Annotated in this window: 29 protein-coding genes, 2 tRNA genes and 1 pseudogene; all 32 read right to left on the bottom strand. The window is 42.7% G+C overall.

Translation table 11 applies throughout. From position 1 onward, the window contains the following. Nucleotides 1-30 precede the first annotated feature (30 nt). Nucleotides 31-3102 (bottom strand): annotated as a pseudogene (locus tag Q8R38_00600) (type I restriction endonuclease subunit R). Further along, nucleotides 3099-4028, bottom strand: coding sequence for a DNA adenine methylase (locus Q8R38_00595; protein ID MDP3790532.1), 930 nt, complete (start codon nucleotides 4026-4028; stop codon nucleotides 3099-3101). The pseudogene Q8R38_00600 and the gene Q8R38_00595 overlap by 4 nt, the downstream one beginning before the upstream one ends. Then, nucleotides 4025-5485 carry a hypothetical protein gene (locus Q8R38_00590; GenBank protein MDP3790531.1) on the bottom strand — a complete coding sequence of 487 codons (1461 nt, stop codon included), beginning with the start codon at nucleotides 5483-5485 and terminating at the stop codon, nucleotides 4025-4027. The genes Q8R38_00595 and Q8R38_00590 overlap by 4 nt, the downstream gene beginning before the upstream one ends. 18 nt (nucleotides 5486-5503) lie before the next feature. Continuing rightward, the gene (locus Q8R38_00585) at nucleotides 5504-6817 is read right to left on the bottom strand and encodes a restriction endonuclease subunit S (protein MDP3790530.1); all 1314 of its coding nucleotides are present in this window, start codon (nucleotides 6815-6817) and stop codon (nucleotides 5504-5506) included. Between the two features lie 4 nt (nucleotides 6818-6821). Beyond that, a complete protein-coding gene (locus Q8R38_00580; protein ID MDP3790529.1) occupies nucleotides 6822-7673 on the bottom strand; it encodes a hypothetical protein in 852 nt (283 codons plus the stop codon). 42 nt (nucleotides 7674-7715) lie between these two features. After that, on the bottom strand, nucleotides 7716-9251 hold the full coding sequence (locus Q8R38_00575; protein MDP3790528.1) for a class I SAM-dependent DNA methyltransferase: 1536 nt from the start codon (nucleotides 9249-9251) through the stop codon (nucleotides 7716-7718). 22 nt (nucleotides 9252-9273) lie between these two features. Then, nucleotides 9274-9528 (bottom strand): hypothetical protein, encoded by a 255-nt coding sequence (locus Q8R38_00570; GenBank protein ID MDP3790527.1) that lies wholly within the window; start codon nucleotides 9526-9528, stop codon nucleotides 9274-9276. 177 nt (nucleotides 9529-9705) lie between these two features. Continuing rightward, complete coding sequence (locus Q8R38_00565) at nucleotides 9706-10038, bottom strand: hypothetical protein (protein MDP3790526.1); 333 nt, start codon at nucleotides 10036-10038, stop codon at nucleotides 9706-9708. A gap of 241 nt (nucleotides 10039-10279) precedes the next feature. Beyond that, nucleotides 10280-10825 (bottom strand): metallophosphoesterase, encoded by a 546-nt coding sequence (locus Q8R38_00560; GenBank protein MDP3790525.1) that lies wholly within the window; start codon nucleotides 10823-10825, stop codon nucleotides 10280-10282. Between the two features lie 410 nt (nucleotides 10826-11235). Continuing rightward, nucleotides 11236-12591 (bottom strand): ATP-binding protein, encoded by a 1356-nt coding sequence (locus Q8R38_00555; GenBank protein ID MDP3790524.1) that lies wholly within the window; start codon nucleotides 12589-12591, stop codon nucleotides 11236-11238. Then, nucleotides 12588-12794, bottom strand: a complete 207-nt coding sequence (locus Q8R38_00550) for a helix-turn-helix transcriptional regulator (GenBank protein ID MDP3790523.1) — start codon at nucleotides 12792-12794, stop codon at nucleotides 12588-12590. Before Q8R38_00550 ends, Q8R38_00555 begins: the two co-directional genes overlap by 4 nt. A 231-nt stretch (nucleotides 12795-13025) precedes the next feature. After that, nucleotides 13026-13259, bottom strand: a complete 234-nt coding sequence (locus Q8R38_00545; GenBank protein ID MDP3790522.1) for a helix-turn-helix domain-containing protein — start codon at nucleotides 13257-13259, stop codon at nucleotides 13026-13028. A gap of 804 nt (nucleotides 13260-14063) precedes the next feature. Further along, nucleotides 14064-14570 (bottom strand): hypothetical protein, encoded by a 507-nt coding sequence (locus Q8R38_00540; GenBank protein MDP3790521.1) that lies wholly within the window; start codon nucleotides 14568-14570, stop codon nucleotides 14064-14066. A 46-nt stretch (nucleotides 14571-14616) separates the two neighbouring features. After that, nucleotides 14617-14745, bottom strand: a complete 129-nt coding sequence (locus Q8R38_00535) for a hypothetical protein (protein ID MDP3790520.1) — start codon at nucleotides 14743-14745, stop codon at nucleotides 14617-14619. After that, complete coding sequence (locus Q8R38_00530) at nucleotides 14742-15539, bottom strand: GSU2403 family nucleotidyltransferase fold protein (protein ID MDP3790519.1); 798 nt, start codon at nucleotides 15537-15539, stop codon at nucleotides 14742-14744. The genes Q8R38_00535 and Q8R38_00530 overlap by 4 nt, the downstream gene beginning before the upstream one ends. Further along, complete coding sequence (locus tag Q8R38_00525) at nucleotides 15529-16215, bottom strand: type IV toxin-antitoxin system AbiEi family antitoxin (protein ID MDP3790518.1); 687 nt, start codon at nucleotides 16213-16215, stop codon at nucleotides 15529-15531. Before Q8R38_00525 ends, Q8R38_00530 begins: the two co-directional genes overlap by 11 nt. A gap of 358 nt (nucleotides 16216-16573) precedes the next feature. Further along, the gene (locus tag Q8R38_00520) at nucleotides 16574-17800 is read right to left on the bottom strand and encodes a hypothetical protein (GenBank protein MDP3790517.1); all 1227 of its coding nucleotides are present in this window, start codon (nucleotides 17798-17800) and stop codon (nucleotides 16574-16576) included. A 22-nt stretch (nucleotides 17801-17822) separates the two neighbouring features. Continuing rightward, complete coding sequence (locus tag Q8R38_00515; protein MDP3790516.1) at nucleotides 17823-18464, bottom strand: hypothetical protein; 642 nt, start codon at nucleotides 18462-18464, stop codon at nucleotides 17823-17825. Nucleotides 18465-18469: 5 nt separating this feature from the next. Continuing rightward, nucleotides 18470-18901 (bottom strand): prepilin-type N-terminal cleavage/methylation domain-containing protein, encoded by a 432-nt coding sequence (locus Q8R38_00510; protein MDP3790515.1) that lies wholly within the window; start codon nucleotides 18899-18901, stop codon nucleotides 18470-18472. Continuing rightward, nucleotides 18898-19095: a hypothetical protein gene (locus tag Q8R38_00505; protein MDP3790514.1), complete on the bottom strand. Its 198-nt coding sequence runs from the start codon at nucleotides 19093-19095 to the stop codon at nucleotides 18898-18900. The genes Q8R38_00510 and Q8R38_00505 overlap by 4 nt, the downstream gene beginning before the upstream one ends. 17 nt (nucleotides 19096-19112) lie before the next feature. Next, nucleotides 19113-19571 (bottom strand): (deoxy)nucleoside triphosphate pyrophosphohydrolase, encoded by a 459-nt coding sequence (locus Q8R38_00500; GenBank protein MDP3790513.1) that lies wholly within the window; start codon nucleotides 19569-19571, stop codon nucleotides 19113-19115. Between the two features lie 12 nt (nucleotides 19572-19583). After that, nucleotides 19584-20417 carry a PilZ domain-containing protein gene (locus Q8R38_00495; GenBank protein MDP3790512.1) on the bottom strand — a complete coding sequence of 278 codons (834 nt, stop codon included), beginning with the start codon at nucleotides 20415-20417 and terminating at the stop codon, nucleotides 19584-19586. Then, nucleotides 20414-21253 (bottom strand): HD domain-containing protein, encoded by an 840-nt coding sequence (locus tag Q8R38_00490; GenBank protein ID MDP3790511.1) that lies wholly within the window; start codon nucleotides 21251-21253, stop codon nucleotides 20414-20416. Before Q8R38_00490 ends, Q8R38_00495 begins: the two co-directional genes overlap by 4 nt. After that, nucleotides 21250-22431 carry a class I SAM-dependent rRNA methyltransferase gene (locus Q8R38_00485; GenBank protein ID MDP3790510.1) on the bottom strand — a complete coding sequence of 394 codons (1182 nt, stop codon included), beginning with the start codon at nucleotides 22429-22431 and terminating at the stop codon, nucleotides 21250-21252. Before Q8R38_00485 ends, Q8R38_00490 begins: the two co-directional genes overlap by 4 nt. A gap of 39 nt (nucleotides 22432-22470) precedes the next feature. After that, nucleotides 22471-22545: transfer RNA gene (locus Q8R38_00480), tRNA-Phe, on the bottom strand. Nucleotides 22546-22587: 42 nt separating this feature from the next. After that, nucleotides 22588-23538, bottom strand: a complete 951-nt coding sequence (gene trxB, locus Q8R38_00475; protein MDP3790509.1) for a thioredoxin-disulfide reductase — start codon at nucleotides 23536-23538, stop codon at nucleotides 22588-22590. A 1-nt stretch (nucleotide 23539) separates the two neighbouring features. Then, on the bottom strand, nucleotides 23540-23686 hold the full coding sequence (locus tag Q8R38_00470) for a hypothetical protein (GenBank protein ID MDP3790508.1): 147 nt from the start codon (nucleotides 23684-23686) through the stop codon (nucleotides 23540-23542). 5 nt (nucleotides 23687-23691) lie between these two features. Beyond that, complete coding sequence (locus Q8R38_00465; GenBank protein ID MDP3790507.1) at nucleotides 23692-24786, bottom strand: LptF/LptG family permease; 1095 nt, start codon at nucleotides 24784-24786, stop codon at nucleotides 23692-23694. 10 nt (nucleotides 24787-24796) lie between these two features. Further along, complete coding sequence (locus tag Q8R38_00460; protein ID MDP3790506.1) at nucleotides 24797-25729, bottom strand: metallophosphoesterase; 933 nt, start codon at nucleotides 25727-25729, stop codon at nucleotides 24797-24799. A 103-nt stretch (nucleotides 25730-25832) separates the two neighbouring features. Further along, nucleotides 25833-26168, bottom strand: coding sequence for a hypothetical protein (locus Q8R38_00455; GenBank protein MDP3790505.1), 336 nt, complete (start codon nucleotides 26166-26168; stop codon nucleotides 25833-25835). Nucleotides 26169-26221: 53 nt separating this feature from the next. Then, the gene (locus tag Q8R38_00450; protein ID MDP3790504.1) at nucleotides 26222-26593 is read right to left on the bottom strand and encodes a hypothetical protein; all 372 of its coding nucleotides are present in this window, start codon (nucleotides 26591-26593) and stop codon (nucleotides 26222-26224) included. A 90-nt stretch (nucleotides 26594-26683) separates the two neighbouring features. After that, nucleotides 26684-26775: transfer RNA gene (locus Q8R38_00445), tRNA-Ser, on the bottom strand. Nucleotides 26776-26781 lie beyond the last annotated feature (6 nt).

Below are 26781 nucleotides of genomic sequence, written 5' to 3'. Positions count from 1 at the left end.
TGATTTTTCTACGGATTCTTCTGGTTTCTCGGCCCAGTCCTTGCCTAATAAGGTAGCCTGCTCTAAAACAGTCTCGGTGGCTTTCTTTTCCTTATCCGGAGGGTAGCCGTGCTTGCGTAATATCCTTTTTACCATAACCCGTAGCTTTGCCTGAATGCTTTCCTTTAAGGTCCAGTCGATACTAACATTATTACGAACCGTCTGAACGAGCTCCCGGGCAATAGTTTTTAAGATCTCGTCTCCTAATACCTTTACAGCGCTGTCATTAACCTCCAGAGCATCGTAAAACGCAATCTCGTCCTCATTCAGCCCGAGATCTTCGCCACGCTTATCGGCCTCGCGCATCTTTTTGGCAAGCTCAATCAGTTCTTCGATGACTTTGGCTGCTTCTATGGCCTTATTCTGGTACTTCTTAATGGCCTTCTCGAGCATTTCAGCGAATGATCGGCCCTGAATAAGATTTTTGCGAGATCTCGTCCTGATTTCATCATTGAGTAATTTCTTTAAAAGTTCGAAGGCAAGGTTCTTATGTGGCATCCCTTTAACTTCGGCCAAAAATTCGTCCGACAGAATAGAAATGTCCGGCTTCTTAAGACCGGCTGCTTCGAATATATCAATTACTTTGTCCGAAATGATAGCCTTTGAGATAATTTGCTTTATTGCCGAGTCGAGATCTTCTTCGGTTTTGCCTGTGCCGGTCTCATACTTTGCCAGCCGGGCCCGGACTGCTTGAAAGAATCCCACGTCATCCCTTATTTTTAAGGCCTCTTTATGCGGTACCGAAAGCGCGAAGGCCTGCGAGAGTTGTGTCACATAGGCCATCAATCGCTCCTTGCCATTTTTCTGCTTTAATATGTGCTCCTGTGCCAGTGTTATAATAGACATCTTGTCTTTTACAGGGGCGGGAAAGAATTTTTTATAATTGAATTTATCAAACATCCCACAAACGACTTCATATTTCTCGAGCATTAAAGCCACCGCGTCTTCTTGCTTAAACGCTGGCTTGCCTTTACCGCCGCTTTCTGTATACTCTGCGAGCGCACGCTTTAAATCATCGGCTATACCTAAATAATCGACTACAAGACCACCCGGCTTATCCTTAAATACACGATTTACGCGCGCAATAGCTTGCATAAGACCGTGGCCCCGCATTGGCTTGTCTATATACATTGTATGAAGCGACGGTGCATCAAATCCTGTAAGCCACATATCCCGCACGATTGCTAATTTCAGCGGATCGCTTGGATCTTTCATACGATCACCAATATCCCTGCGCCTTTGTTTATTTCTGATATGTTCTTGCCACTCGACAGGGTCGCTGGCAGAGCCCGTCATAATAACCTTTAGGAAGCCCTTGTCATCATCTTTGTTATACCATTGAGGTCTTAGCTTAATAATTTCATTATGAAGATCAATTGCTATTCGCCGGCTCATACAGACAATCATACCTTTACCCTCGACAGCCGTAAGACGGCTTTCGAAATGATTCACTATATCTTTGGCGATCTGCTTAATACGCTTTTCACTTCCAACAATGGCTTCAAGCCGGGCCCATCTGGTCTTCAGCTTTTCCTTTTTCTTGAACTCTTCGCCTTCAGTGACTTCTTCAAACTCGGGATCAATCTTAGGCCGTTCCTCATCCTTTAGCTCAAGCATAGCAAGCCGGCTCTCGTAGTATATCCGAACTGTAGCGCCATCGTTAACTGCCTGCTCAATATCATAAATATCAATGTAATCACCAAAGACAGCAATAGTGTTACGATCGTGTCGTTCTATGGGTGTGCCAGTAAATCCGATAAATGAAGCATTTGGTAGGGCGTCGCGCATGTGCTTGGCAAAACCATCAATAAAATCATACTGGCTTCTGTGAGCCTCATCGGCGATGACAATTATATTACGACGTTCGGATAGAAGAGGGTATTGGTCGCCTTTTTCTTCCGGGAAGAATTTTTGAATAGTGGTAAATACAATGCCGCCGGATGAAACTTTAAGATATTCTTGCAGTTTTGCACGAGATTCTGCTTGCGCTGGCGCTTGTCGCAACAATTCATTGCATCGGGAGAATGTGCCGAAGAGCTGATCATCTAAGTCATTTCTATCGGTTAAGACAACTACTGTGGGATTGTCCAAACTCAAAACAAGTTTACCCGTATAAAAGGCCATAATAAGGCTTTTGCCCGAACCCTGTGTGTGCCAAACTACACCGCAACGCTTATCACCCCTGGCTCGGGATGCCTTAATAGTAGCGTCGATGGCTTTATTAACGGCATGATATTGATGATAAGCCGCAATCTTCTTTGAAATTTTAACCGTATTGTCTTTAGTATCCTTATCCTGCTCGAAGACGACGAAGTACCGGATAAGATCGAGCAAAACCTTTTTATTAAACATGCCTTTTAATAAAACCTCTATCTGTGGCATTACCTTTGATGCCTTCTCGGTGCCATCGATCGTCTTCCATGGCAAGAATCGCTCCCAGTCAGAGGTTATCGTCCCAGCTTTTGCGTCAATACCATCGCTTGCGACTAAAATCTCGTTAAACTTAAAAAGAGAGGGTATCTGGAGTTTATACGTTTGGAATTGTTTGAAAGCGGTTAAGGTAGTGGCATTTTCATCAGCCGGATTTTTTAGCTCTATTACCACGATCGGCAGACCATTCACAAAGAGAATAATATCAGGCCTGCGATTAATATTATTTTCGATAATGGTAAACTGGTTAATCGCTAAGAATTCATTATTATTCGGATTTGCAAAGTCGAAGAGCCATACCTTATCGCCGGTAATCCGGCCGTCTTTGCGATATTCTACATCAACACCATCAACAAGCATCTTGTGAAAGCGATGATTATTTATTACAAGGTCAGGGCTTTCAGTCCGTAATATCCGCTTTATTGCTTCATCCTTTGCTTCGGCAGGAATATTAGGATTAAACTGATTTATTGCCTCGCGAAGCCTAACAAGTAGGACAATATCGGCATAACTCTGTCTCTCTGGCTTCGGCCCATCCGGGGCAATATCCGGCCCGTAGATAACCTTATATTTAAGCTCTGAAAGGATATCTAAGGCGACCTGCTCGATTTCATATTCTGTAATTTTTTTCATTGCTTATTATGAAAGCTCATTTCGTTTACCTTGGGCAAACTTAAGTTAGTAATTATCAATTCTTTTTCAATTCTATTAGCATGCGAATTAATTGAATATGGCATGTCGATATAAACGATGTTTTTAAAATTCTCATATAGTTTTCTAACTTGTAAGACATTATCATAACTTAAAATCCATGGGCAGGTTATTTTCTCCAATTCTTTAGATAGTTCTTCGTGTTGATTGGTTTCAAAATAATTTCTATATAAACTTTCTCCTTTTAAATAGAAAGGCGGATCTAGGTATATGAATGTTTTTTTATACCCCTTATTATCCTTGCGCCAACCTTCTGCATACTTTATTATATCTTTCCAGTGGCCATTACGAACAATAACCCTGCTCTTAAAAGATGCGATGCAACTAATTTTCTTTACGATGGTTTTTCTATTAAAGCGGCAATCGATTTTGTAGTCCGACCTCTGCTCTCTTCCGCCAAGAGGGCCAGCAGGATTAGCTAAAACGCCTGAGAAGCTAGTTCTGTTGAGAAAAATGCATGCTTTTGCTAATTCAGTTTCATTATAATTCTCAGTATCTTTTGCGATATTTTTATACTTATCAAAATTTTTAAGATTAATTTTTACATGTTGAATGAAACGGTTGATGCTGTCTGGATTAGAAAAAACTACCTTCCAAAAACTGCTAATTAATCTATCTTTATCTGAAATAATAATTTTTTTTACAAAATTATTGGCAATAAAAAATAGAGAAATGCTACCGCCACCGACAAATGGTTCCACAAGGAGATCGGGAGTTAGCTTGTTATGTTGAAGGATTTCTCTAATATACAAAGCTATCTTCCGCTTTGAACCTGGATACCTTAATGGGCTCAGATTGGTTGTTATTGTTTTATTATTCAGAGCTTTATTTTCTTGCTCGATTTTCATTTCAAAGCATTCCCGCTAAGAATTTGTTCAACCGTAGGTCGAATGAGAGATGCGAAATGTTCAAGGTTTGTAATGCTAGGATTGGCCCAACGACCATGAATGATAATATCTAATAGATCCTTATCCCCTTTCCATTTTCTTAGAATATTTCGTACTGTATTTACATTGAACATTTGATCATGATTTTTTATACAAAAATCAACCACAAACTCTAGCCCTGGTTCTATGCCTTTACACCCCTTGCGCTTAGTGTAAAACTCCTTTAGCAATTGTTTCTTAAGCGCATATTTGTCGATGCAATGATTCAAGATTCTTTCAACTAAAGCTCTTACAAGAAAGGTTGCTGATAGGCGATATTTCTTATAATTTATATCCGATATTTCATTCACAACTAACAATAGCTGGTTATCTTTTAAAGGACAGGGAAGATTTTCAAAGAACTTTCCAGACTTTGCCGATGTTTGCGTAGAAGCTGTTGCACCTGAAGTCCTAGCCGTACCTGTTTGTTCTGCTGATTCGGCCCCAGATTTAGCTTTTTCCTTATTCTTCAAATTATCCAATTTTAGCTTCTTTTTTAGAAATGCTCTTATATCTTTATCATGTGAAGAAATACTTTGAAACAACTCTTCTGGCGTTGTGCGAGTATTTGCACCAAGCTTACTTGTGCCTTTATCGGGAATTAAAAATTCGCGGGCAATAAAAGCTATGATTTTGTCAAAAAGTTCTTTTTTTATCTCGATTTCCAATTCGCCAGTTTCTTTATGTTTCAATTCCAAGGCTTTCTTAACACCCTTTAAATCAAAAAACCGAGTGAAAGGATTGATTGAGAGAGTTGGATCGTTCAAAATATCTTTTTCAACCTTGTTCCAAATGGAAAGATTTTTTGCATATTGAAAAATATGATAATCTTTCAAAGTTTTCAAAATGTTTGACCGTGTCATTCCAAATTCAGACATTAACTCTTCAATAGATCTCCTTGCCTCAACAAGACGCGTAATTCTTCTTTGTTTCGCAATGGGAGTCCATTGCGAAACTCCCGGTTCAGTATGCCTCTTGGTAATAGTAATTTCCGCTGCCAATCTATCTGGCGCAATATCAGATTTTAAATGCTCTAGTTCTTTTTTTATCCCTCCGTCATGACAAATAGGGAATTTTGTTCTAAATTCTTTTGGAATTAATTCTGGGCTTAGTAATAGTTGGCAAGCACAAGTTCTGCGATTGCCTTCTAGGACTATAGAATTGCCATCTTCTTTAACAATAATTATTCTTTCTCCTCGCAAAAGCCCTTTAGTAGCGATTATGCTATTAGCAAGGTCAATGACATCTTCTGTCTTTAATAATAACTTTCTTATTTCTTCCTGCGATGATTTCTCATTGGCGTCTATTCGAGAATTTTGGTAATCCAGTAAAATATCTAATGTTTTTGTATCATCTGAAGTCCAAGAACTTTTCACCATTTGCCGCCTCCTATAAAATTAATTTTTACCTAGCCTTATTTTTCCTGACATTAACCTTGGTAAAAGAGAACCGCGAATAATGTAAAGACTTTCATTTTCTTTCAAATTAGACAAAATCTTTTCCATAAAAGGTGTTGCTGTTTTATGAAAAGCGTCCGTGATTGTCTTTTCCGGTACGACTATTTTAATGCGCGCAAAATTTCCCGTATTAAGATTTAGCGTTGCGGTACCACCAAGGCCCATAGTCTTTATTTCTTCACTCTTATAAAGCATTGTGTAGTACATAAAAAATGGGCTAATATTTTTATTACAAACAATGCTGTTAATTTGTTGGTTTGTGTGGCTGGGGGCGCTGGTCAAGGAAACTAGGCCGGGGGTCGCAATGCAACTTACGCAAATAGTTAGAGCCGGCAATTCTTTTTTATTTTGCGTCGAAGCTCCTTTTTTAGAGAGTTTTCGTTCCGTTTTTATTACAAACGCTTGCCCGCGCATATCTGGTATGGTTATAAAGAATAAATCATTGCCATAATTGTCTTTGTCAACCGTCGGAGGTGTTTTTCCACATACAATTTCTCCGCAATCAGATATTTCCTTAACAGTCCATCCATCAGGGATCTCATCGAGATCAGAGTCAGTCATCTTTCCACCAGATGTTTTATATGGATTACCATGTTCATCTGGAAATTCAAAATCTACAAACCACCGCTTAAAAGTCGCCTGCACGATGGATTCGAGGGTTTTGTTCATCCGGTGATTGAGTTCTATTTTATCATCAAGGTCAGAAAGGATTTTGGCAATGGCACGCTGTTCTAAAATAGAAGGTACTGTTAGTCTAATTTTGTTAATATCCCTGATCGGCAACTGTGGTTGTGCCGATCCAGTAGCAAAGCTAAGGTATTGCTGTTTCACTATAGGGCTTTTCAAAAGATGGCATAGATAACCCGTATCAAATTTGTCTCCCATATTGCGAATTATAACCATTCCAGAATTTATACGAATGTGTTCGTAAGGAATTTGTTCATGATAATACGCAATATTACCTACTGTGCCACGCGTTGTAAGGACAATATCTTCTTTTTTTAATTTACCTTTTCGTAAGAGACGATCCCGTTCCTCGTTAATAAAATCAGCTTCGGTAAAATCAAAATGTTCTCCTGGGACATTTTTAGTACTAAGAAATAGACAAAACCCCTGTTTTTTAAATTCATCTTTCTTAGGATAATTTAGCCCTCGATCACCATCAATAATCTCAATGGGTAAATCCGCAATGGCTTGGATATCCCACCCTTCAGGAGTTTCACAAAGTTTTGTTTGTTTGAAATTTTTGTTCATAGATTTAATCAAAATATGCTGGCATTCCATCGCGCCTAGCTCTCAATTCCTCAATCGGTATTAATTTCATAAAATAAAGTAAGCTATTGCCTAACTCTGTCCAATGATAAGAAAAATGAACAACGGTTTTATCGTCCTTTCGTTCGGAAGATGTGTGAAGGCCAAGAAACCCGTGGCTACAAAGATTGGCTATTGCAGGAACATGCCTTTCAAACGCTCCTTTTAAATGTTCTTCGCCCAACCTTGCCAAAAGTTCTTTCTCGTAGTCTTCACGGCCTTTTACTGATGTATGCAATACAAAGTTCCTTTTGCTTCCCTGCGTCATCAGCACCTCAAATTCATAAGGACCGATGAGCATTCGTGCTTGGTTAATCTTTTTTTCCTCATCAATGTTGTAGCTTTTGATAGCGTCTGCTATTCGACTAGCCAATGGGTCAATACTTTTATCAAGCTCATCTTCATACTCGTAGTAAATAAGATCTTTTAAATCAAATTGCCGCTCATATTGTTTCGGCGCTACGAGGATTTGACGAGTAATTGGTTCTGTAGCGTGCGCTATCCCCAGCTCATAAAACACATTAGGATTATTATCAGTAAGGACCCCGAGAACTATTTGCGCCGTTAATAAATGCTCTAATACATTAATCCAGCCAGAAGTTGTTCGTATATCATCTTTGGATCTGTAGGGAAGCAACCGCTGACTACCACTATAAGACAGTATGCCATTCGCTTTTTCAGTTGCTGGCACAATCAATTTCTCATAAATATCGTCGTATTTGCTTCCGAATGGCATTACAACAAAAATTTCTTTAAAATTTATCGCTTTCTGTTTCGGTTTAAAATTATATGCATACATAAAAACCGCCATTTTTACTATCGGAATAATATTCTCTAGCTTTCAAATTTCATATCCTAAGCCTTTGAGATTCTTTTTGATCTCTGCCTCAAGCTTATCCGATTGTTTAAACTGCTCTGACAACTCACCCGTGAGACGCTTCATCTTATTTTCAAATACCTCATCGTCCTCCGCAACCTCAGCAGCCCCCACATAACGGCCCGGGGTGAGAATGTGGCCATGCTTTTGAATTTCTGATAGTTTCGCTGATTTGCAGAATCCGGCTATATCCTTATATTTACCACCCTTGCTACGCCAAGCATGATATGTGCCAACGACCTTGGTAATATCGTCGTCCGTAAGTTCGCGGTGCCTGCGGTCGATCATGGCGCCCATATTGCGAGCGTCGATAAAAAGTGTTTCACCGCGTCGATCTCTGAATTTGTGATTTTTCTTATCACGCACGATAAACCAAAGACATGCCGGTATCATAGTGTTATAGAAAAGCTGTGAGGGTAGGGCCACCATACAATCCACGATATCTGCTTCTATGATACTTTTTCTGATATCGCCTTCACCTGAAGCGTTAGACGACATAGCGCCATTAGCCAAGACAAAGCCAGCCAGCCCTGTGGGTGAAAGATGATGAATGAAGTGTTGAACCCATGCAAAGTTTGCATTGCCCATAGGTGGCGTCCCATATTTCCAGCGAATATCTTCGCGTAAAAGTTCGCCCTTCCAGTCGCTGTCGTTAAACGGAGGGTTAGCGATGACAAAGTCGGCCTTAAGGTCCTTGTGAGCGTCATTTAAGAAGCTGCCTTCGTTGTTCCATGCGATGTTGGCATCGATACCACGAATAGCAAGATTCATTTTGCAAAGACGCCATGTTGTTTGGTTTGATTCCTGTCCATATACGGCAATATCGCCAATTCGGCCACCATGTATCTGCACAAATTTCTCGCCTTGGACGAACATGCCGCCCGATCCGCAGCATGGATCAAATACCCGACCTTTATATGGCTCGAGCATTTCGACAAGCAAGCGCACTATACTGCGCGGAGTATAGAATTGTCCGCCTTTCTTGCCCTCCGCATCCGCAAATTGGCCCAGGAAATACTCATATACACGGCCCAAGATGTCCTTGCTTCGATTTTCTTTGTCACCAAGGCCAATTGTCCCAATAAGGTCGATGAGTTCTCCGAGACGCTGTTTATCAAGGGCCGGCCGGGCATAGTTTTTAGGAAGAACGCCTTTCAGGGTGGAGTTATCCTTCTCGATTTCATCCATTGCATCATCAATAAACTTGCCAATGGTGGGCTGTTTCGCGTTTTTCTGCAGATAATCCCATCGGGCCTTTTTTGGGACGTAGAATACGTTTTCGGCCCTGTATTCGTCCGGATCCTCAGCGTCCGCGCCTTTGGTACCAGCTAATTTCTGATAAAGCTCACTGAAGGCATCTGATATATATTTAAGGAAGATAAGCCCTAACACCACATGCTTATATTCGGCAGCGTCCATGTTATTACGCATCTTATCAGCCGTCTGCCACAGCTTCGGCTCAAAGTTCAAATCACCATTTGTATTCTTATTTTTTGCCATGCCTGGCCCTTTCTGTAAGCATCTAATATTTTCTGTATTTTCTCTTATTGCCTTGCTTCGTCCTCTTTGGAGCCGGGGCCAGATCGTCGATGACCCGAGCTACCTTATGCCCGCAGGTGCCGCAGAAGCCCTGCAGGACCACTACGCCCTTTAACTCCGCATGATAATCGACAATGGTCACCGCCTTCCGGCACTCACCGCACCAGACGTTGCTCAAAAGCATGCATCTTGTATCCGTCGGTAGGGCCTGCCATAACTCCAATGCTTCTTTTGCCATTCTTCTCTTCTATGTTCTTCACTTCAACGAAAAACCAAGTAAAAATGCTGTAACTCTATGTAAATCAACTTGTTAAGTTTTACTTGTTTTGATATAGAACAAGTAACGCATATTATCTCTTGCCTTGCTTCCATTTGGCCAACAGGTTATTGGCTAATTTGAACTATTAAGAAATCCTTAATGGTTGCCCTTCAATTTACGATAACCCTTTCGTTTAACTACGCTCGCCGGGCCCCTTTTGAACGCATTGTGAGCCCTTTGAACCATTTTCTTCTTCTTAACCTGCTTCATCTCATTCTGTAATTTCATAACCTCAATCAATGGTTTTTTACTGTAGTGTAAAGGCTCATGCCAAGTAACTGAATTTTTAGGATGATTGTCCTTTTTGGCACGGTAATTTTGCAAAACCTTTTCCATTTCGTACAATACCTGCCCTTTCCCAATGGCCTTCTGCCCAACTCCATAACTTTCATTAGAGGATAACTCCGGAAAAAGGATGGGTTTTATCATTTATTCTATATAGCTTCCAAGAGAATAAAAACTTCGCACTTCTCCATCCGGACATTTCACCTCAAATAATTTTCCTCTAATCTGCTCCATAGATTCGATAACATGCCTTAGTTGACCCATGGTAGCTCTGCACATGGTTTCCAAACACAATTCTATTAAATGAGCTTGTTCATCAGTACATTTAATCATTGGCATAAGAAATACTCCTCATTATTTTTGTATCCATAAAATCTACTCCAATTTATATCTGATCCTGCGACACACCATTTTTCTCTTCCTTTATGAATGTTGCAATCACGGAACTGATCTGTTTAAACGCGACCGGATAATAATCCCACACCTCAACACAAAGGTTCACTATTATGGAATTCTCGTTCAAACGTTTCACCTTATACTTCTCATGAACGTGCCCGCAGAAATTCCATGGCACATTCGGGTCCGCGTCCTCGGCCCGGTGCGTCATGCAAATATCCTTAGAGCCATAATGAATATACATCTTCGAGATAATCGTATTGAGGCTGTTATGCCGGTCGTGGTTGCCTTTGATGAAAATAAACTTACCATTCAGCCTCTTTTCGAACTGCCGGTATTTCTCTACACCACCTTCTTTCCCACCTTTAAAGATGAAGTCGCCCAGAAAGAAAACTGTATCGTCCGGCTTAACCCGCTCATTATGCTTGCGGATGATCGTTTCATTCATTTCTTCAGCCGTCTCAAAAGGCCTCTTGCAATAGCGAATGATATTAAAATGCGAAAAGTGATAATCTGATGTCCACCAATAGTTCATAATAAAACCCTGCTCATTTGTCCCCTTTATGTCCCCTTAGGCCAATCGTGCACTATTCGTCCAAATCGTGCAATCGAACCTTACTGCCCCTTTCGCCCCATTAGCGCCCCTTTGGCGCATTTGGCTCATTTATGGCTCATTAACTAATCGTGCACTAATTGCGCATTATCTACGCAAATAAGCATCATTTATGTCAATTTCGTTCGAACAGCAATATTTATTTAACATTTTCCGCTTATCCATGTCTTTCCACAATGGATTGTCTTCGTAAGACCCGATACGAAGTAGATCGCATTTCTTATGCCCTGCATAATCCGAATCATTGCTGATAAATCTAAAAATGTTTTTAGGCTCGTGGTTCTCCAAAAACTTTTCGAATTCATCTTTATTCCCTGCGAGGACGAGAATCATTATTGCGTCACCACTTCCCAATGGCCGCCCTTATTAGGTCCGATACGCTTAATCAAGCCTTTCTGCTTAAGATCCTTGATGTTCCACTCAACGCCTTTTATGGTCAATCCCGTCGCCTTCGCAATATCTCCTACTGTAACGCGAGGATTTTCTTTCATAATTTTGATTATTTCTACCCTAGTTTCTACCCTAGTTTCTACCCTAGTTTTTTCCCCAGTTTCTCCGCCCTTTTGAGGGGTAGTGTCGGCTTCTGACCGATAAAACGTCACCTGAAAGCCGGTAGATACCTTCTCGAAGGCAACCTTCACACCCGCGGCATCGCATTCTTCCTTGATACGCCGCAAGCCTGACCCCCACCGCTCAATATCCTTAGCCAGATAAAAAGCTTCCGCAATCAGTGGGTTTCTGGGATAGCTTTTACCATGACCTGCGATGAACTCGTCCGGATCATGGTCAAAAGGAAACTGGCCGGGGTTATAAATTTCGATCCTATCTCGATAAATAGCGATCTCGTTCGTTTTAGGATTATAAAAATCTCTGTGGCAAAGGGAATTGATAATAGCTTCCTTCATAGCACGGACGGGAACCTCCGGGATTTCCACCCTTGTGCTACCGGAAAGATCAGCGCGCCAGTTAATGTGTTCTTTGGCGTAAACTTCGCACCGTTCGATCAAACTAAAAAGAGGCCCGCGAAAACTCTGAATATCGACGAATGTCGTTTTATCTTTACCGGCAAAGACAGCCGCTTGAACTTCAACACCACTGTCTTCACAAAATAGCGCCCGACCCGCGTTAAGCAATCTTTTACCCTTGAGTAGGTGAATTTTATTAAGGACGTTATGCGCCGAATCATAAGCGTATTCAATACGTCCGGCCTTGCGGCCTTTCTCAACAAACTTCTTAACCGTCGCAACGCTAACCTTTGATAGTGAAAAATTAGAAAGCTCAGCACCCCATGAATAGGCATAGTTATTTTTCTTTTCAACCAGATGCCTTAGTTCATCAACCGAAAGTTTCTTATCTTCCTCTCCCATCCGTAAATAGTATCGTCCGCGGGCCGAATACACGACATCATGTCCGCTGGCTTTAACAACAATACAGTCCTTGCCTTGTATTTTCTTGGCCTGAATATCAGGATAAACCTTGGGTTCAATCCAATCACTGATGGCTTTTGAAACATCTTTTATGGTTGATTTGCCGATCTGTTGTCCCAAAACGGCACCATTATCACCGATGCCGAAATAAACTGTGCCCTTGCCATGCTTGTTCAACATGGCCCCCAATGAAATGATCGCCTCTTTGAGCTCTGATGTCGATGTTTTGAGCTCTACGATTTCGCTTTCTGTGAATTTCATACTCCCACCTTCTTCCTCAGATACTTTTCTACATGATACTGCTGAATTTTGCTGGGAACTGTCTTGCCGTTAAACCACCTACTGACAGTAGAAAAGGCTACGTCAAGCTCTTTAGCCAATGCCTGCTGGGTAATCTTATTCTCCAAGCGATACAGCTCTAATTTTTTTACGATATCCATGTGTGAGGCTCCTATCTTTGACATTTTATCCTCCATTGCTGTTATTGCACTTTATAGCACGAATCACAGGGTAAGTCAACGAAAATCTCCTGTCGTTTTTATTACATTATATGTAACATTCATGCAGAATTAAAGATAGCGGGACATGGCCTTAATTTATGTCGCAAAAAGTATACAGTTTTTGCGACAAGACGCCCACACCCTAATGTTCACTGTTTAGTGAACATTAAGGGCTGAGTGAACATTAATCTATTTTTAGCGAACATGGCTGCTTATATCGAGTGGTGAGAACACCGGCAGAGGTTTGATACTTATGGGGTAGGACGCTGCCCATCGCTCGATGTCGAGTTTATGAAATCTCCACTGGCCGCCGAATCGAAAGGCGGGGATCTTCTTCCGCCTTGCCAGTCTTCGGACAGTGTAGGGATGGACTTTAAACTGCTTGGCGATCTCTCGCACTGTATATGTCTCGTAGTAACCGTTTTCCATAAATCACCTATACGCTTTGTTACAAATGATAACAAACTTGTAATAAAAAATTTCTTAAAAATCAGCAAAATGTCCCTAAAAACGGCTGTTTTGGCCCTCCCGGCGATGATAATTTTTGACGCAAAATATTGCCATTCTCCGACGGAAAGGACGTCCCAAATCACCTATGCTGATAGTGTGTCCTTAGATGAATTGACATGGACACGCTTTTTCAAACCTGAAATCACTGACAACCTGCGCCTCGCCCGACCCGCACCCCGACCCCCCTTCCAAGGACCCGTAAGCATAGACTGACCTGATCATGCCCGCCAGACGCGACGTGGACGCAAATAACCCCACTTCTATGCATCTATACAGACGTAGCCGACGTTAAAACGTCGGCTACTGCGATCATTACACCGCGATTGAGATTGCTTCGGCCCTTCGGGCCTCGCAATGACGACGCGGGGTCGTTGTGCTAAATTTGTGATAAAAACATAGCCAGAATGACACAGATTCGTCCAGATTGCTACAACTCGAATTGCGACGTAACTCACAGTGAAATAACGCAGTTGCAACAATATCAATGGGTTACGAAAACTGCCCTGTTTCCATTACGAAACCGCTGCTCTACCAACTGAGCTACGCCAGCGTGTTTCACGAGATTATAGCAGATTTTCCCAAAAATCTCTACTCATTCATCAGGTGATCTTCTTCGCCCCATCCCGGCTCCTGGTCCGTCCAACGCGCTGAAGGCGGCCTGAGGGTTGCGCTGGGCTATAAGAATGATCTTTTTGTCTTTTTTACTCATATCCTTTAGCTCCTTTATAATGTTCTACTGTCATACGCCCAATGAAGGATTGCCTGCCGTTGCCTAGGCCTGCAGGCGGCGTCTTGTTTCTTACAGTTTTTCTTAACTTGAGCGATATGTCTTTTTATCGCCTTCCATCTCTTTATCTGGCGCTCATCCTCTCCCGGAAGGCGCCGCCCCATATAATAACGGCAATACCACTGGAACCATCCGCGGGGATCATCCGGATATATCCATCCTTTCTTTCTCCAAATAGAAAGAGGCTGGCTCGCGTTTATGCCGAAATAATTTAAGTTTGCGTCATGTTTTTCGGGACATAGCTTTGCTTTTTTGTACCATGATCCGGGAAATTCCTTTCCACAATCGGTCATGTATTTCCCGCCAAAGACTCCCATCTCCAGCATTTCTTTCGGGGTGAGCTCCGGCTTAAATTCCGGGTGGAAATTTTTACCGGCAGGCTCTGTCAGATAATAGCGGAAATTCTTCTGCATTTTATCATTAACGATTATGGCTTTTTTCATGTAATTTGAGGTCCAAAATAAATCATCAACTCTCGCGACTTGGCCCTTATAATCTGTCCAGTGTCCCGCCATATAATTCCGGCGACAAATCCGACTGCCAGTATTTCTTAGTATTAAAACACTGTATCAATGCCTTGTAGGCGCCATGAATATCGCCGACAGCGTAGGTCTTCACTTGCCGATCCCTTTTAATGCTTCCTTCAGCCCATTAAATCTATCAAATATGTCCTGCCGAACATCATGAATGTATTCATCGGGGCCGTTTTCCTCTTCTATCAAAAGGCACCCTTGACTTGAAACTCTTTCGAAGAACTTATTTATATTATCCGGCACATCCATTAAATGCCCTTTTTCTCTGTACTGGGATACTTCCTTCAAAATAGCATCGATGTCAGGCGCGTACCGCAAGATGAAGTACATGTAGTACAAATCCTTAGCCCGCTTCTCTTCGTTCTCCCTATAAATAAAAGTCGCTCCCTTGTGATACAAAAAAGCCGATGGGCTTGGGCAATTGATAAGATAGCTTTTGTTCTTTTGCTTACCCTGAACGTTTATCGAGATCCGGTGTTTTAATAGAAAATCAAATTTATCGATCTTGTTTATCTGTATTTGCTGACCCACCATCTTCTCGATCGCTTTAATATCGACGGTAGGATAAGTAATAAACTCTACCGGAACCTTTTCTTTATAGAGCACTACAGGAAACGGCCTATCCATCTTAAAATGACGCTCTTTGTAATCCAAAGGGGAAAGCGTTTCAAAAATTGTCTTTGAATAATCTCCGGTAACGGATTGATCCACGCCAAAATCAATATCAACCGTGGTTACTGGATTTTTTACGGATGTTTTCCAAAGAAAATTTGAATAGATGTACGGCATCCATCCTCCGACAAGCGTGAGATCCGGAAGATAACCGCTGATATCTTCAAGCACACTAAAAAATACGGCTTCGATTTTCTCAAGATTCATACAAGCTCTTCCCCTTCTCTTCCAATGCTTTTTTCAGATATTCCGCGTGCTCGCGGCCACGAGGTTTAAAATTGTAGAGATCAAGGTAAAGCTGTAGACCGGAAACAACTTTGCATCCCTTTATTGTCCGGGCCCCATAAAATACGCTATTTTTGTACGCGGGGCAAATAATGCGGACATTACCGCCTCTTACAAGCTCCTTTAAGTCAAGCTGTTGTCGCAACTCAAGGATCTCTTTCTTCCAGTTTTCCGGCTTAAAATACAGATCGATTTGATCTGTAACCACAAAAGATGTTATCAGGTTAGCGCCCGAATGAAGAGTGAGCGCGTATTGTTTATCTTTCAGATAATCCTTAAGCTTCAATAGAATATTCTTATCAGGGGAATAATAAACATCGACTTCGTTTAGGTCAAACCGATACTCCGATACCCAATCGCTAATGAGTTCGTTTTTATTCGTAAGAAGCGCATAGCTATCGGGACCGCGCTTGACCCGCTCGATGTAGCCCTTCTTCGCCATCGTTTCAAGCACTCCCTGCGCCATTCCAAGGCTTACCCCGTCATCACCCATAAAGTCGCGCGTAACCCACTTCTTTTCGGGATTAGACAGCATCTTCCTTAGAATGAAAGTCGCCTTATCAGCAAAAATATTCGTTCCATTTGTATGGCCATTCATAATGTTCACTCCTTTTTAATGTTCACTAATTACTGAACAATATACCATTAGTGAACATTGATGTCAAGGTTTTTCTTAAAGAGGGAAATGCTGCCTGTTCTATGAAATAGAACAACTGTCCGATGGTATAGATCAGATAGGTTGTATTAAATGTCCACTGCATCTAAATGTCCTCTGTTTAGTGGACATTTCCTATCACTGGACATTTCCATGAATTGATTAGGGATCACCTCGCATTAAGAGGTAAAACCATTACGACGATTGTAGTATAAACTTACAACGATTTTTAGCGGAGATAGTTGCTTATATCGAGTGGTAAGAACGCCGGGAGAGGTTTGGTGCTTATAGGATAGGGCGTCTACTCTTCGAGCCAGGAAATAATTCTATCATTATCGACGACTTGAGGCGCGTTTATCAGCGCTAAATCAAAATGAATGGACGCGTTACCTGTATCAACGCTGCTGCCGCAAACAATAGCTCCATAAAAGTTGTCATTACCGCTTACCCGCACAGTAGCATCGGGCGCATATACCGTCCCGATATATGCCGAATTGCCGGACAGTGTAACATTATTGCCTGTAGAATATAATGCCAGATTTAACGGCGTGCCACTGTTAACAATCCCGTTGCCGGATACTGATACGTTGCCGCCATCCACGTATATTATAGATGATCCGCTGACGCTGATCTGGGCGTTACCGGACACACTCATCGAAGTAAAATAGTATGTGCCGCCCGCGAGTGTCAAAATATCGTTACTGCTTACGCTAAGAACATCCCCGCCGGCATAGGCCGTTGTGTTTCCATCGCTTGTAACGGTAATATTGCTGTTATTATTAGTCGTTCGCGCGGCGTTAACAGTCGCGGCAGGTATGGGATTAACACTGATAGGAGCTGACAAAGTTGCATAAGAACCGGACACCGGAGGATTGCCCGAGAATGGATAGCTTGGCCCGGGGTTCGCATTACCGTATATATATGCGTTACCGGTCAGGTTTATGGGGCCGTTGGTTTGTATATTACCCTGCCTGGTGTTAGTCTGATTCGGGTTGCCATAAGGCCCGACCGAAGAATCATAACTATCCACTATTACATTGCCGCTTACCGTAATACTTGGATTAGAACCGGCGGCTGCAATCGCGTTCGTAAAATGATACTGGCCCCCGGCATAATTGACCGTGATCTTTTTTGTCGCGTCCGGAGAACTTTTACCCGGCACATAAGCTGTGGACACAATTGTCCGCGTTGTTGTCCCTACGGGAAGCGAAACTGCAAGATCATAATAACCGACTGTTTTGCCGGCTGTGTTTTTAAACGCTGCGTTTGAAATAGCCCATGTTTGAATATTGGCCTCGTTTGAATACACCCATCCCGAAAAATCGCTATTGTTATAACATATTTCCCAGATGGCCCGCTCTATACCCGCTTCGGCTAAATTAAGAGCAAGAGTTGATTTATACATTTTTGACATCAGCCTATATTCCGAAGCGACTCTTGATATATACGGTATAGCGATTATTATTAGGATAGACGCGATCAAAATGGTCGTAATCAGCACAACGCCTTTATTTTTTTTACTACGCATAAACTTTATACCTCTTTCTCGCCTATTTATTCCGCAATCTTAATACCATGGTCGGGGTTATCGAATAGTTTTGTGTCTCTACACCGCTTAAAGAGAGGGTAGTCTCATTTATTGGCAAAGATACGCCCATATTGTTAATGGTGGATAAATTCCCGCCGCTGCCCAAAAAGCCTGATAAAGGCGTCCATGTACCGGTGGAGGTATCTACTTTGTAAAAGGTTACCAAATTACAATAACGAGCTACGGCGCGGTTTTCAGGCGGCCTGACGCTTGGTGTAAGCCCTGCTGTGTACGGAGTTACGATACGCTGCAGGTTGCCGTCTTGCACTATATAAACAATTTCATCAAATTGTGACGGTATAACACTGGCGCTGCCGCCGGTATTGGCAATAGACGGTACCTGTAGAACAATACAGCTATCGGAAGTTGTGCGCCCCGACACAATTGTGGATTGCGGCAATATCTCCGCGGCCGATCTGACATCTTTTGCTATCCACCCCATCGCCATCCTTGAATTAGAATAGATATCCAAAACGGTATTGCCCGTAACAAATCCTCGCCAATAAAATATATAAAGAGAGATTGCGGCTATCAGTATGATAGTAGCCACGAACAACGCTATCTGCATCTCGGCTATCGTGAAACCTTTATTCTTCCGGTCCATATACATCATTGTCTGTCAATACCGTTACGCGTTACTAAAGTAACGAGGTTTGTTTGTAATCTACTGCCCATAAAGGAATCCCAGCTTACAGTAACGGAAACCCTGCGAATATTATTTGAAGGATCACTTAGGTAATTGTCTACCGCTACGGCAACGCTTGGATTGTTATTGTTTAATAATGAACTGAAGCTTGAAGGATTAGGGAAAGCTGTATTAGAATTTATAATGGTATTGAACGGCAGCCCTCTAATATATTCGATCTCTTCCTGGGCGGCCATGTCCGCGATGACCCTCTCCCTTATTTGGCCAACAAAAGAGAATTGTTCATAGATAGCGGCCCCAACACTAATAAGGCCTATTCCCATTATAAGAGCCGCTATCAGCACTTCTACAAGGGTAAAACCTTTTTTATGCGCTAAATGCCTGATCTTCGTCATTCTTCCGGCTCCGGGCATTCGGGGGTTTCCGAGGTATTCATCTTCTTGCCATACTCATCCAGAGAGTTTTCGGAACGGCAGACAGACTTATCCGTATCTTTTTCCTGGACTTTTTCTTTCTTCCTGTAATCTATGGTAGCCCAAATAAAGAAACCCACATAAAGCACCGATATGATTATAATAAAGTACCACATATTCTTCACTCCTATTTTTATGTTTTATATCCCGTATTTTTGGCTTCTAATATTACTTTGGCTATGGGCTTATCCGCGTTGACAAGATCATAACTATCGAATTCGTTTGGGGATACCCACATTATCTCGTCGTGTTCATTCGCTTTAAACTCGCCTGATATATGCTTAACTTTGTATGCCAGCAATTCTATGGGAATCAGAAAATATCTGAATGTCGTGGATAACAAAAAGCCTTCCACCTCTGTCTCTACATCAAACTCTTCTTTTAGCTCTCTTGTCAGGCATTCTTCCGGTGTCTCGCCCGGCTCTATCTTTCCTCCGGGGAATTCCCATTTCCCGCCGAGAGTGTCACCGCTTCTTCTTTTGGCAATGAGTATCTTAGAATTTTTTTCTATCACAGCCGCCGCAACTTGTCTTTTGTGGCCGGATAGGTATAGTAAAAATAACCTGATTTTTTGGTATAATTTATAAAACATCTATTGAATAAACTATCTTTGCGCGGTTTGCTGCGACAAAGCGTAGTTCATAATCTTTTCCAGATCTTCCTTGGCTATCCTGATTATCTCGACGCCTACATCAAAACCTTTGTTTGGCAATTCTATGGTTCTGGCCACCTTTACAATAGCGGGTATCGGATAAGGATTTATATCCTTTGGAAGCTCTACATCCATTACCAGCACAGATCCTATCGGAAGCGCGTTGGATGACTCAAACAAAAATCCATGCATGCTCACATCTTTTGTCTCGGATTTTTTATATTCATTCTGAAGCGGGAAATGCACGGCTATCTTCGCGCGTAACCTTAGAGATCTTCTGCGTTCGACACCGGCATACTTTTCCTCGGCGATAAAAAGCGGGGCTTTTTCCCTGGTTTTTTTCAGGTCTTCATATCCGACATTTATACCGTAATATTTTTCTATCGCCTTAAGTATATCCGACAGTATGCCCACAAACGGCTGCACCTTGCACCCGGTAGCCTTCTCAACCTCGTTTAGCGCGTCCTCGTCGAACGGATCGGCCATGACAAGCGTTATAATATTTTGAATCTTATCTACCGGTATGAGCCAGTATTTTTTTACTATAGCCACGGGTACTATCTTCGCGATACTCGCGGGTATCTCATAGGCCCTTAGCGGCAGGTACGGATATCCGAATTGAATTGAAATACACTTGGCAAGTTCTTCCTCTTTTATATGGCCATGAGCTATCAGGTATTGGGTTATATTGCCTCCGTGGGCCTGTTGATAAGCAAGCGCCTCGTCAAGGATCTTCCTCGTTATCAGGCCGTTCGCCATTAAAATTTCACCTATTCTTCTTTTCATTGCCTCTCCCAGAGTTCCGGCCTTTTCTTAAGCAGTCTTAAAAAATAGTCAACAACTTCCGCCGAATGTTGTGTGCCCCGCGATTTTTCCAATTCTGACGTTATAACTTCTTTGCTAAGCGGCTGTCTATAAGAACGCGCGGAATTCATCGCGTCAAAAGCGTCGGCTACCGCTAATATGAGCGCCTCTATGCGTATCTGGCTGCCTTTAAGCCCGCGCGGATAGCCTTTCCCGTCATAGCGTTCGTGGTGGCTTAAGATTATATCCCTTTCGGTGGGCAGAAATTTTAACGGCTCCAGAATCTTGTCGCCCTTATCCGGATGGCTCTTTATAACGAGCCATTCTTCGTCTGTCAGCTTTTCTTTTTTACACAGTATCGAATCACATATCCCTATCTTGCCTATATCGTGCAGTATGCCCGCGCGTTCGATAAGTCTCTTCTTCTCGTTATCAAGATTCATCTCTTGGGCTATCGCCAGTGAAATTTTAGTCACTCTATCGGAGTGGCCGCGGGTATACCCGTCTTTTTCTTCTTCGGCTTTTATCAGCGCGGCTATGGTGTCGATTTCGGAAGCCTTTAATTGTTCGTTGGTAATCTGCAAATTTTTGTGCAGCCTAAGCAGGCGATGGTAATCCCTTACTTCTTTTACCCATAAATATACAACTATAAATAATGTTATCGCCAGGAGAATTTTATCTGAAATTATTTCTATGGATGGAAAATACAGCGCGCAGGCAAGTCTTATGAATGTAAGCGCGAAAAGCAACACGACCATAGACAGCTTGAACGCGTTACTGACACCGCTATTTCGTTTTTTATCTTTTACTTCGCTCATTGCACCGTCTTTAAGAAATATCCTTTTAAGTATTCTGTTTCCGGAATTTCTCTGGATATCGGGTGATCCTTGTCCTGCCTGCACCTTTTTAATATAACGAATTTTTTCCCGCCGCAGGCCGCCGCGTCTTTTACTATATCGGAAAACATCTTATTCGGCATATTGTGCGAACAGGAGAACGTGCACAAGACCCCGTCGTCAGCCAGGCTTTTGAACGCAAGCGTATTTATCTCCTTGTAGCCTTTAGCTGCGGTTATAAGATCCTTTTTGCTCCTTAAGAATGATGGAGGATCAACTACTATGATATCAAATTTTTCACCGGAATTACAGATGTTTTTAATAGCGTTGAAAGCGTCGCTGGCCTGCAGGTCGATCGCGCCGGAAACATTGTTTAGAGCGGCGTTCCTGCGGGCTAAATCAAGCCAGTCGGACTTTACGTCTATGCCGAGAACCTTTTTTGCTCCGCCCAGAGCGGCATTTATGGAAAACCCGCCGGTATAACAGAATAGGTCCAGGACTTTTTTACCTTTTGCTATCGCGCGCAAAGCGAGCCTTGACCGCCTCTGGTCCAGATAAAAACCCGTCTTGTGCCCTTTTTCTATATCGACTATAAACTTCACCTTGGCTTCGTCGATTTCGACTTCGGCGGGCCCCGGAGTGCCCACCCAGCATTTAACCGATTTCAATTTTTCTATCCTCCTGAAAGGTGAATCACTTTTCTCATATATATATTTTGGACCTACCACGTCCTTAAGAGCGCTCAAGGCCTCTTCTCTCAGTTTTTCCATCCCAAGCGTATAGATTTGGATGACAAGCGTATCATTATAAAGATCGACTATCAGTCCGGGGATCGCGTCTGCCTCACTGAACACAAGCCTCTTTGCGTTCGTTATTTCTTTTAGAAATTCCCTCTTTTCTACCGCTTCTTTTATTTTTCTGTGTATAAGGGCGCTGTCTACGGGCTCTTCGTTAAATGTTAGCAGTCGTATAGATATGTCGGAAGCGGGGTTATAATAGCCGCGGCCTATAAAGTCATCTTCGCTGCTTATTACCGTGACGATATCGCCGGGCCTCACGGATGAGGTCAGCTTAAGTATTTGGCCCTTGAATATCCAGGGATGGCCGGGTTTGAGCCTGCCTTTTTTACCTTTTCTTAACTGAATTATCTTATCTTGCATAGTTTTTCAAAATAGTTGGCGGGTTAATAGAAGAAAAAATGGTGCCGAGGGGCAGAATCGGACTGCCCACGCCTGCGTTTTCAGCGCAGCGCTCTACCACTGAGCTACCTCGGCACAGGGGTTATAAATTATCATGAAATACGACGGACGTCAAGGCTATTTATAATCGGTTCCTTTTAGCTTCTCGACGTAATGCTGGGCGCTGACCGCGGCGGTTGCGCCTTCTCCCGTGGCCGTAACAACCTGCCTTAATGGCTTGCTCCTGACATCCCCGCACGCAAATATACCATCTATGGAAGTCTTCATATCTTCGTCTGATATGATATAGCCTTTTTCGTCCAGCTTCAGCAGATCCTTAAACATGCCTGAATTTGGTGAAAGGCCTATAAGCACGAATACACCGTCAGTCCTAATGGTTTTTTCTTCGGAAGTCGCCGTATTTTTAACTTTTACGCCTTCGACACGGCTGGTCCCCACTATTTCGGTAACAACCGACTTTAGGCAAAGCTCCATTTTTTTATTGGCAAACGCTCTTTCCTGCAATATGCGCGTTGCCCTTAAAGCGTCGCGCCTGTGTATAACGGTAACTTTACTGGCAAAACGCGTCAGATATATCGCCTCGCCCAGCGCGGTATCTCCTCCGCCCACAACGACTACTTCTTTGTTCCTAAAAAGCGGCCCATCGCATGTCGCGCAGTATGAAACTCCCCTACCCCTTAGTTTATCCTCACCCGGCACGCCCAAAGCGTTCCAGTCAGCTCCGGTGGATATTATTACAGAAAGAGCCTTTATGTCATCGCCTTCGACCGTCTTTATCAGGAAAGGGTCGGATTGGCTGCTTTTTGGTAATATCTTGGCAACTTCACGCGTAGAGATCACAAGGCCAAAATGCTCGGCCTGCTTCAGCATAAAGTCCGCCAGGTCCGGCCCATTCGTACCGCAGGGGAACCCGGGAAAATTTTCTATTACATCGGCTGTCAATATCTGCCCGCCGCAGGCGATCTTTTCCAGTAGAAGCGTATTCATGCGGGCGCGTGAAGCGTAAATACCGGCGGTAAGGCCCGCGGGCCCGCCGCCCACTATAACTATATCGTGAATATCTACCATGTTATGCCCCCGAAGACTCCGGCTTTAAATAATACTTTCCATAATAATATTCCGCGAGATTCGCGCCTTTAGCGGCAAGTTTTTTCCGCGCTTTCTTCCTAACAAGCCTCTGCTGACTTTTTATCTGATACCGGCTCTTCTGCCCCATAAATACTACCTCCTTGCTGTAAATATAAACACCACCACACCAACCACAAAAAATACAAAATTGGGTAAAGAGACTCCTATCGACGGCGGTAACGTCCCCCGCAGCGACATCGCTATACCGCCCAAAAACACCCCCCAGTACATGGCAAATAATAGAAGGCTTATTCCGAAACCTATGGATTTCTCACTCCTGTGCGCCCTTATGCCAAGAGGAATGCCTATAAGTATAAGCACAAACGACGCTATCGACATATTTATCTTTTTGTACATTTCTACCAGCACAGGCATCGGGTCTATCTTTTGCGCTATATCTTTTTTGATCTCGACACGCAGTTCTTTCATCGTCATTTCACGGGTTTTTTTGTCTATCTTCTCTTTCTTGAGGATCTTAGCAAGGTCTATCGTCATATAATAGGTCCTGAAATTCAATTTGTAAAAATTTTCCGGATCCGTAGGCGACGGTTCTTCGCTTGTGCCGTTAAATAGTTTCAGTTCCAGCAGATTTTTTTCGGGAAAAGTGTTTATCTCGCCCGACTCCGCCACTATGGTGCGGGTTGGCTTGCCCTCCTGAGGCTGGTATATTCTTATATTTTTGAATTTGTTCCCTTTAACATCGTATATGAATATTACATAATTCTCAAAACCTCTTATAAAAGTACCGGCCTCAAGATAGGCCGTCGGGTTTTTTAGACCTATCTCTTTTATGACTTTTCTCGACGCGTAAGACGCGTTTGACGATATCTGGTCATTTAATATAAACGTCGCGGCGCTTATCATAGCCCCCACCATTATTATAGGAAACGCTATGCGGTAAAGGCTTATTCCGCTGGCCTTCATCGCGGTAAGCTCGCCGTCGCTGGAAAATCTCCCGAATGTAAGTATTACCGATGTAAGTGACGCCATCGGAAATGTGAAACTTAAGAGCCACGGTATCATGAAGAATAACAGCTGCATCACCGATAGCAGGTTTACGCCCTTATTTATTACAAGGTTCGCTATCTGTATGATGTTACCTATCAGGAAGGCGAATGTGAATACTACTATTGAGAGCAAAAACGAGTGGAAAAATTCCTTTAATATGTAATCTCTTAATATGCGCATCGTCTAAGGGTTAGCAAAATACATCCTTCAAAAGATAAAACAGCTCTTTCCACATATAGTATGTGAAATATTCCCAAAGCGGCGGGAAAATCTTGCGCACTTCGAAATCTACATAATCGCCATACACGCGTACCACCAGGTAATGCAGATATCCGCCATCGGCTTCCGGTATCTGGTTAAGCATCCCCGCTCCACCTGACATTACATACCGCACGCCGCCATAAGTTGCCTCTCTGAACATGTGTTCATGGCCGGCAAACACAATATCCACCTTGTATTTTTCGCACAACTTCATGAATCGGTAGGACCAGCTGCCCAATTCCGGCCTGAACCACGATTGCTGGTACAATGACATAGCCTGTTTATGCATGAATATGAAACGGTGAGCGTAAGACGCTGATTTTTGCAGCTCCTCTTCGAGCCACTTGCACTGCTCTTCCGATAACGAAGTTATATTATTGTCCAAAACTATAAAGTATGAGTTCCGATCGGTAAAGGTGAACTCTTTCTTGCCTAAATATTTTTTAAACCTGCGGTCGCTGCCTTTTTCATCGTCATGATTACCCATCAAGCTTATGACCGGCCATTTTATTTTTGCGCGCAGCCTGTCATATAAACGGTAATCCCACTCTGTGCCTTTAATGAAGGATATATCGCCGAGGTTCGTCACAAAGTCTATATTCAGCTTCTTGAATCTATTTTCCCTGTTTATATTGTGTATTATTTTTAAGAAAGCGCTGTCATTAAATATAAAGCCTGCGTGGTTGTCGCCGAAAACAATAAACGAAAATACATTACCCTTATTGTTTTTCAGCTTTTCGATGATCTGTTCATTGGTTGGCCCGCTTACATCTTTCCCTAAATACAGTGCTGTGACGGGGATAAGAGAATAGACTATCCCTATCAGTAATACCAGCCCCAGTATCCTTAAAGTCTTCTTCATGTGGGCAATAATACCATATTTACAGCACAAAGTCTATTTAAACCAAGACGGCAGACACTTCAAAAGAAATGCCTGCCGTCTCGAATAATCCGTTAGTGTGAAATTATTGCTTCTGTACTGACTTTACTTCGCCCTTTACGCGCTCAATCTTTACAGTGTCACCCACTTTGAAGGTATTCAGAGTGACAACTCTTGTCGCGGCGTCAAGCAGCGTTACTGTGACCGGAACCGTGAAGGAAACAGGGTTACCATCCGGGCCAAGAACCTTCATATTGTTCTTGTCGAGTCCTTTTGTAGGATCGGCGTATTCTAACGATACGATCTTGCCCACAAAAGTCTTCAATTCTTCGGTGCTCTTAGCAGCCTGACCTGCCTGTTCGGCATAAGCCAGCGATACTACGAATGTTAAAGCTATTAAAGCGATTAGTAATTTTTTCATCGCAATAGCCCCCTTTCTTTAACAGTTTGATATTGTACATCAAATCGCAAGAATTACTGAACAGCTATTGACTTAGCCTCTCCCTTGCCCTCTTTTGTCTTTATAGCTTTTACTTTTACCTTCTCGCCCTCCTTAAGCTGGCCTAATGTAATAGCGTTTAGGGACGCGTCTGTGATCTTCGCGGCTGAACTTACGGTAAACGATACGGGATTACCCATTTCGTCGCTGACTTTTACCGTGCTTTCAGTCACTCCCTTTGCCGGCTCGGCAACGGTAACCGATACTACCTTACCTACGAATTCGCTTACAGCCTCTATGCCCTCGACCACCGATTTTACCGGCTCAACGACTTTCGTATCATTCTGAGCAAAGGATATCGAAGCGGATAGCATAAGAGCGATAAGTACTAATAATAATTTTTTCATCTTTATTAACACCTCCCTTCGATCAAAATTTAGTATGTAGGGATATTATACCACATATTCCTACTTTGAGAAGAACTTACTTCTTAAAACTGGCGGAGAGGGAGAGATTTGAACTCTCGATACGGTATTACCCATATAGCGGTTTAGCAAACCGCCGCCATAGACCACTAGGCGACCTCTCCGTTTTA

This window comes from Candidatus Omnitrophota bacterium, assembly GCA_030695905.1.
Classification (GTDB): Bacteria; Omnitrophota; Gorgyraeia; order 2-01-FULL-45-10; family 2-01-FULL-45-10; genus CAZHPY01.
The sequence above is the reverse complement of the archived record's forward strand: the minus strand, read 5'-3'. Positions and strand labels throughout refer to the sequence as shown.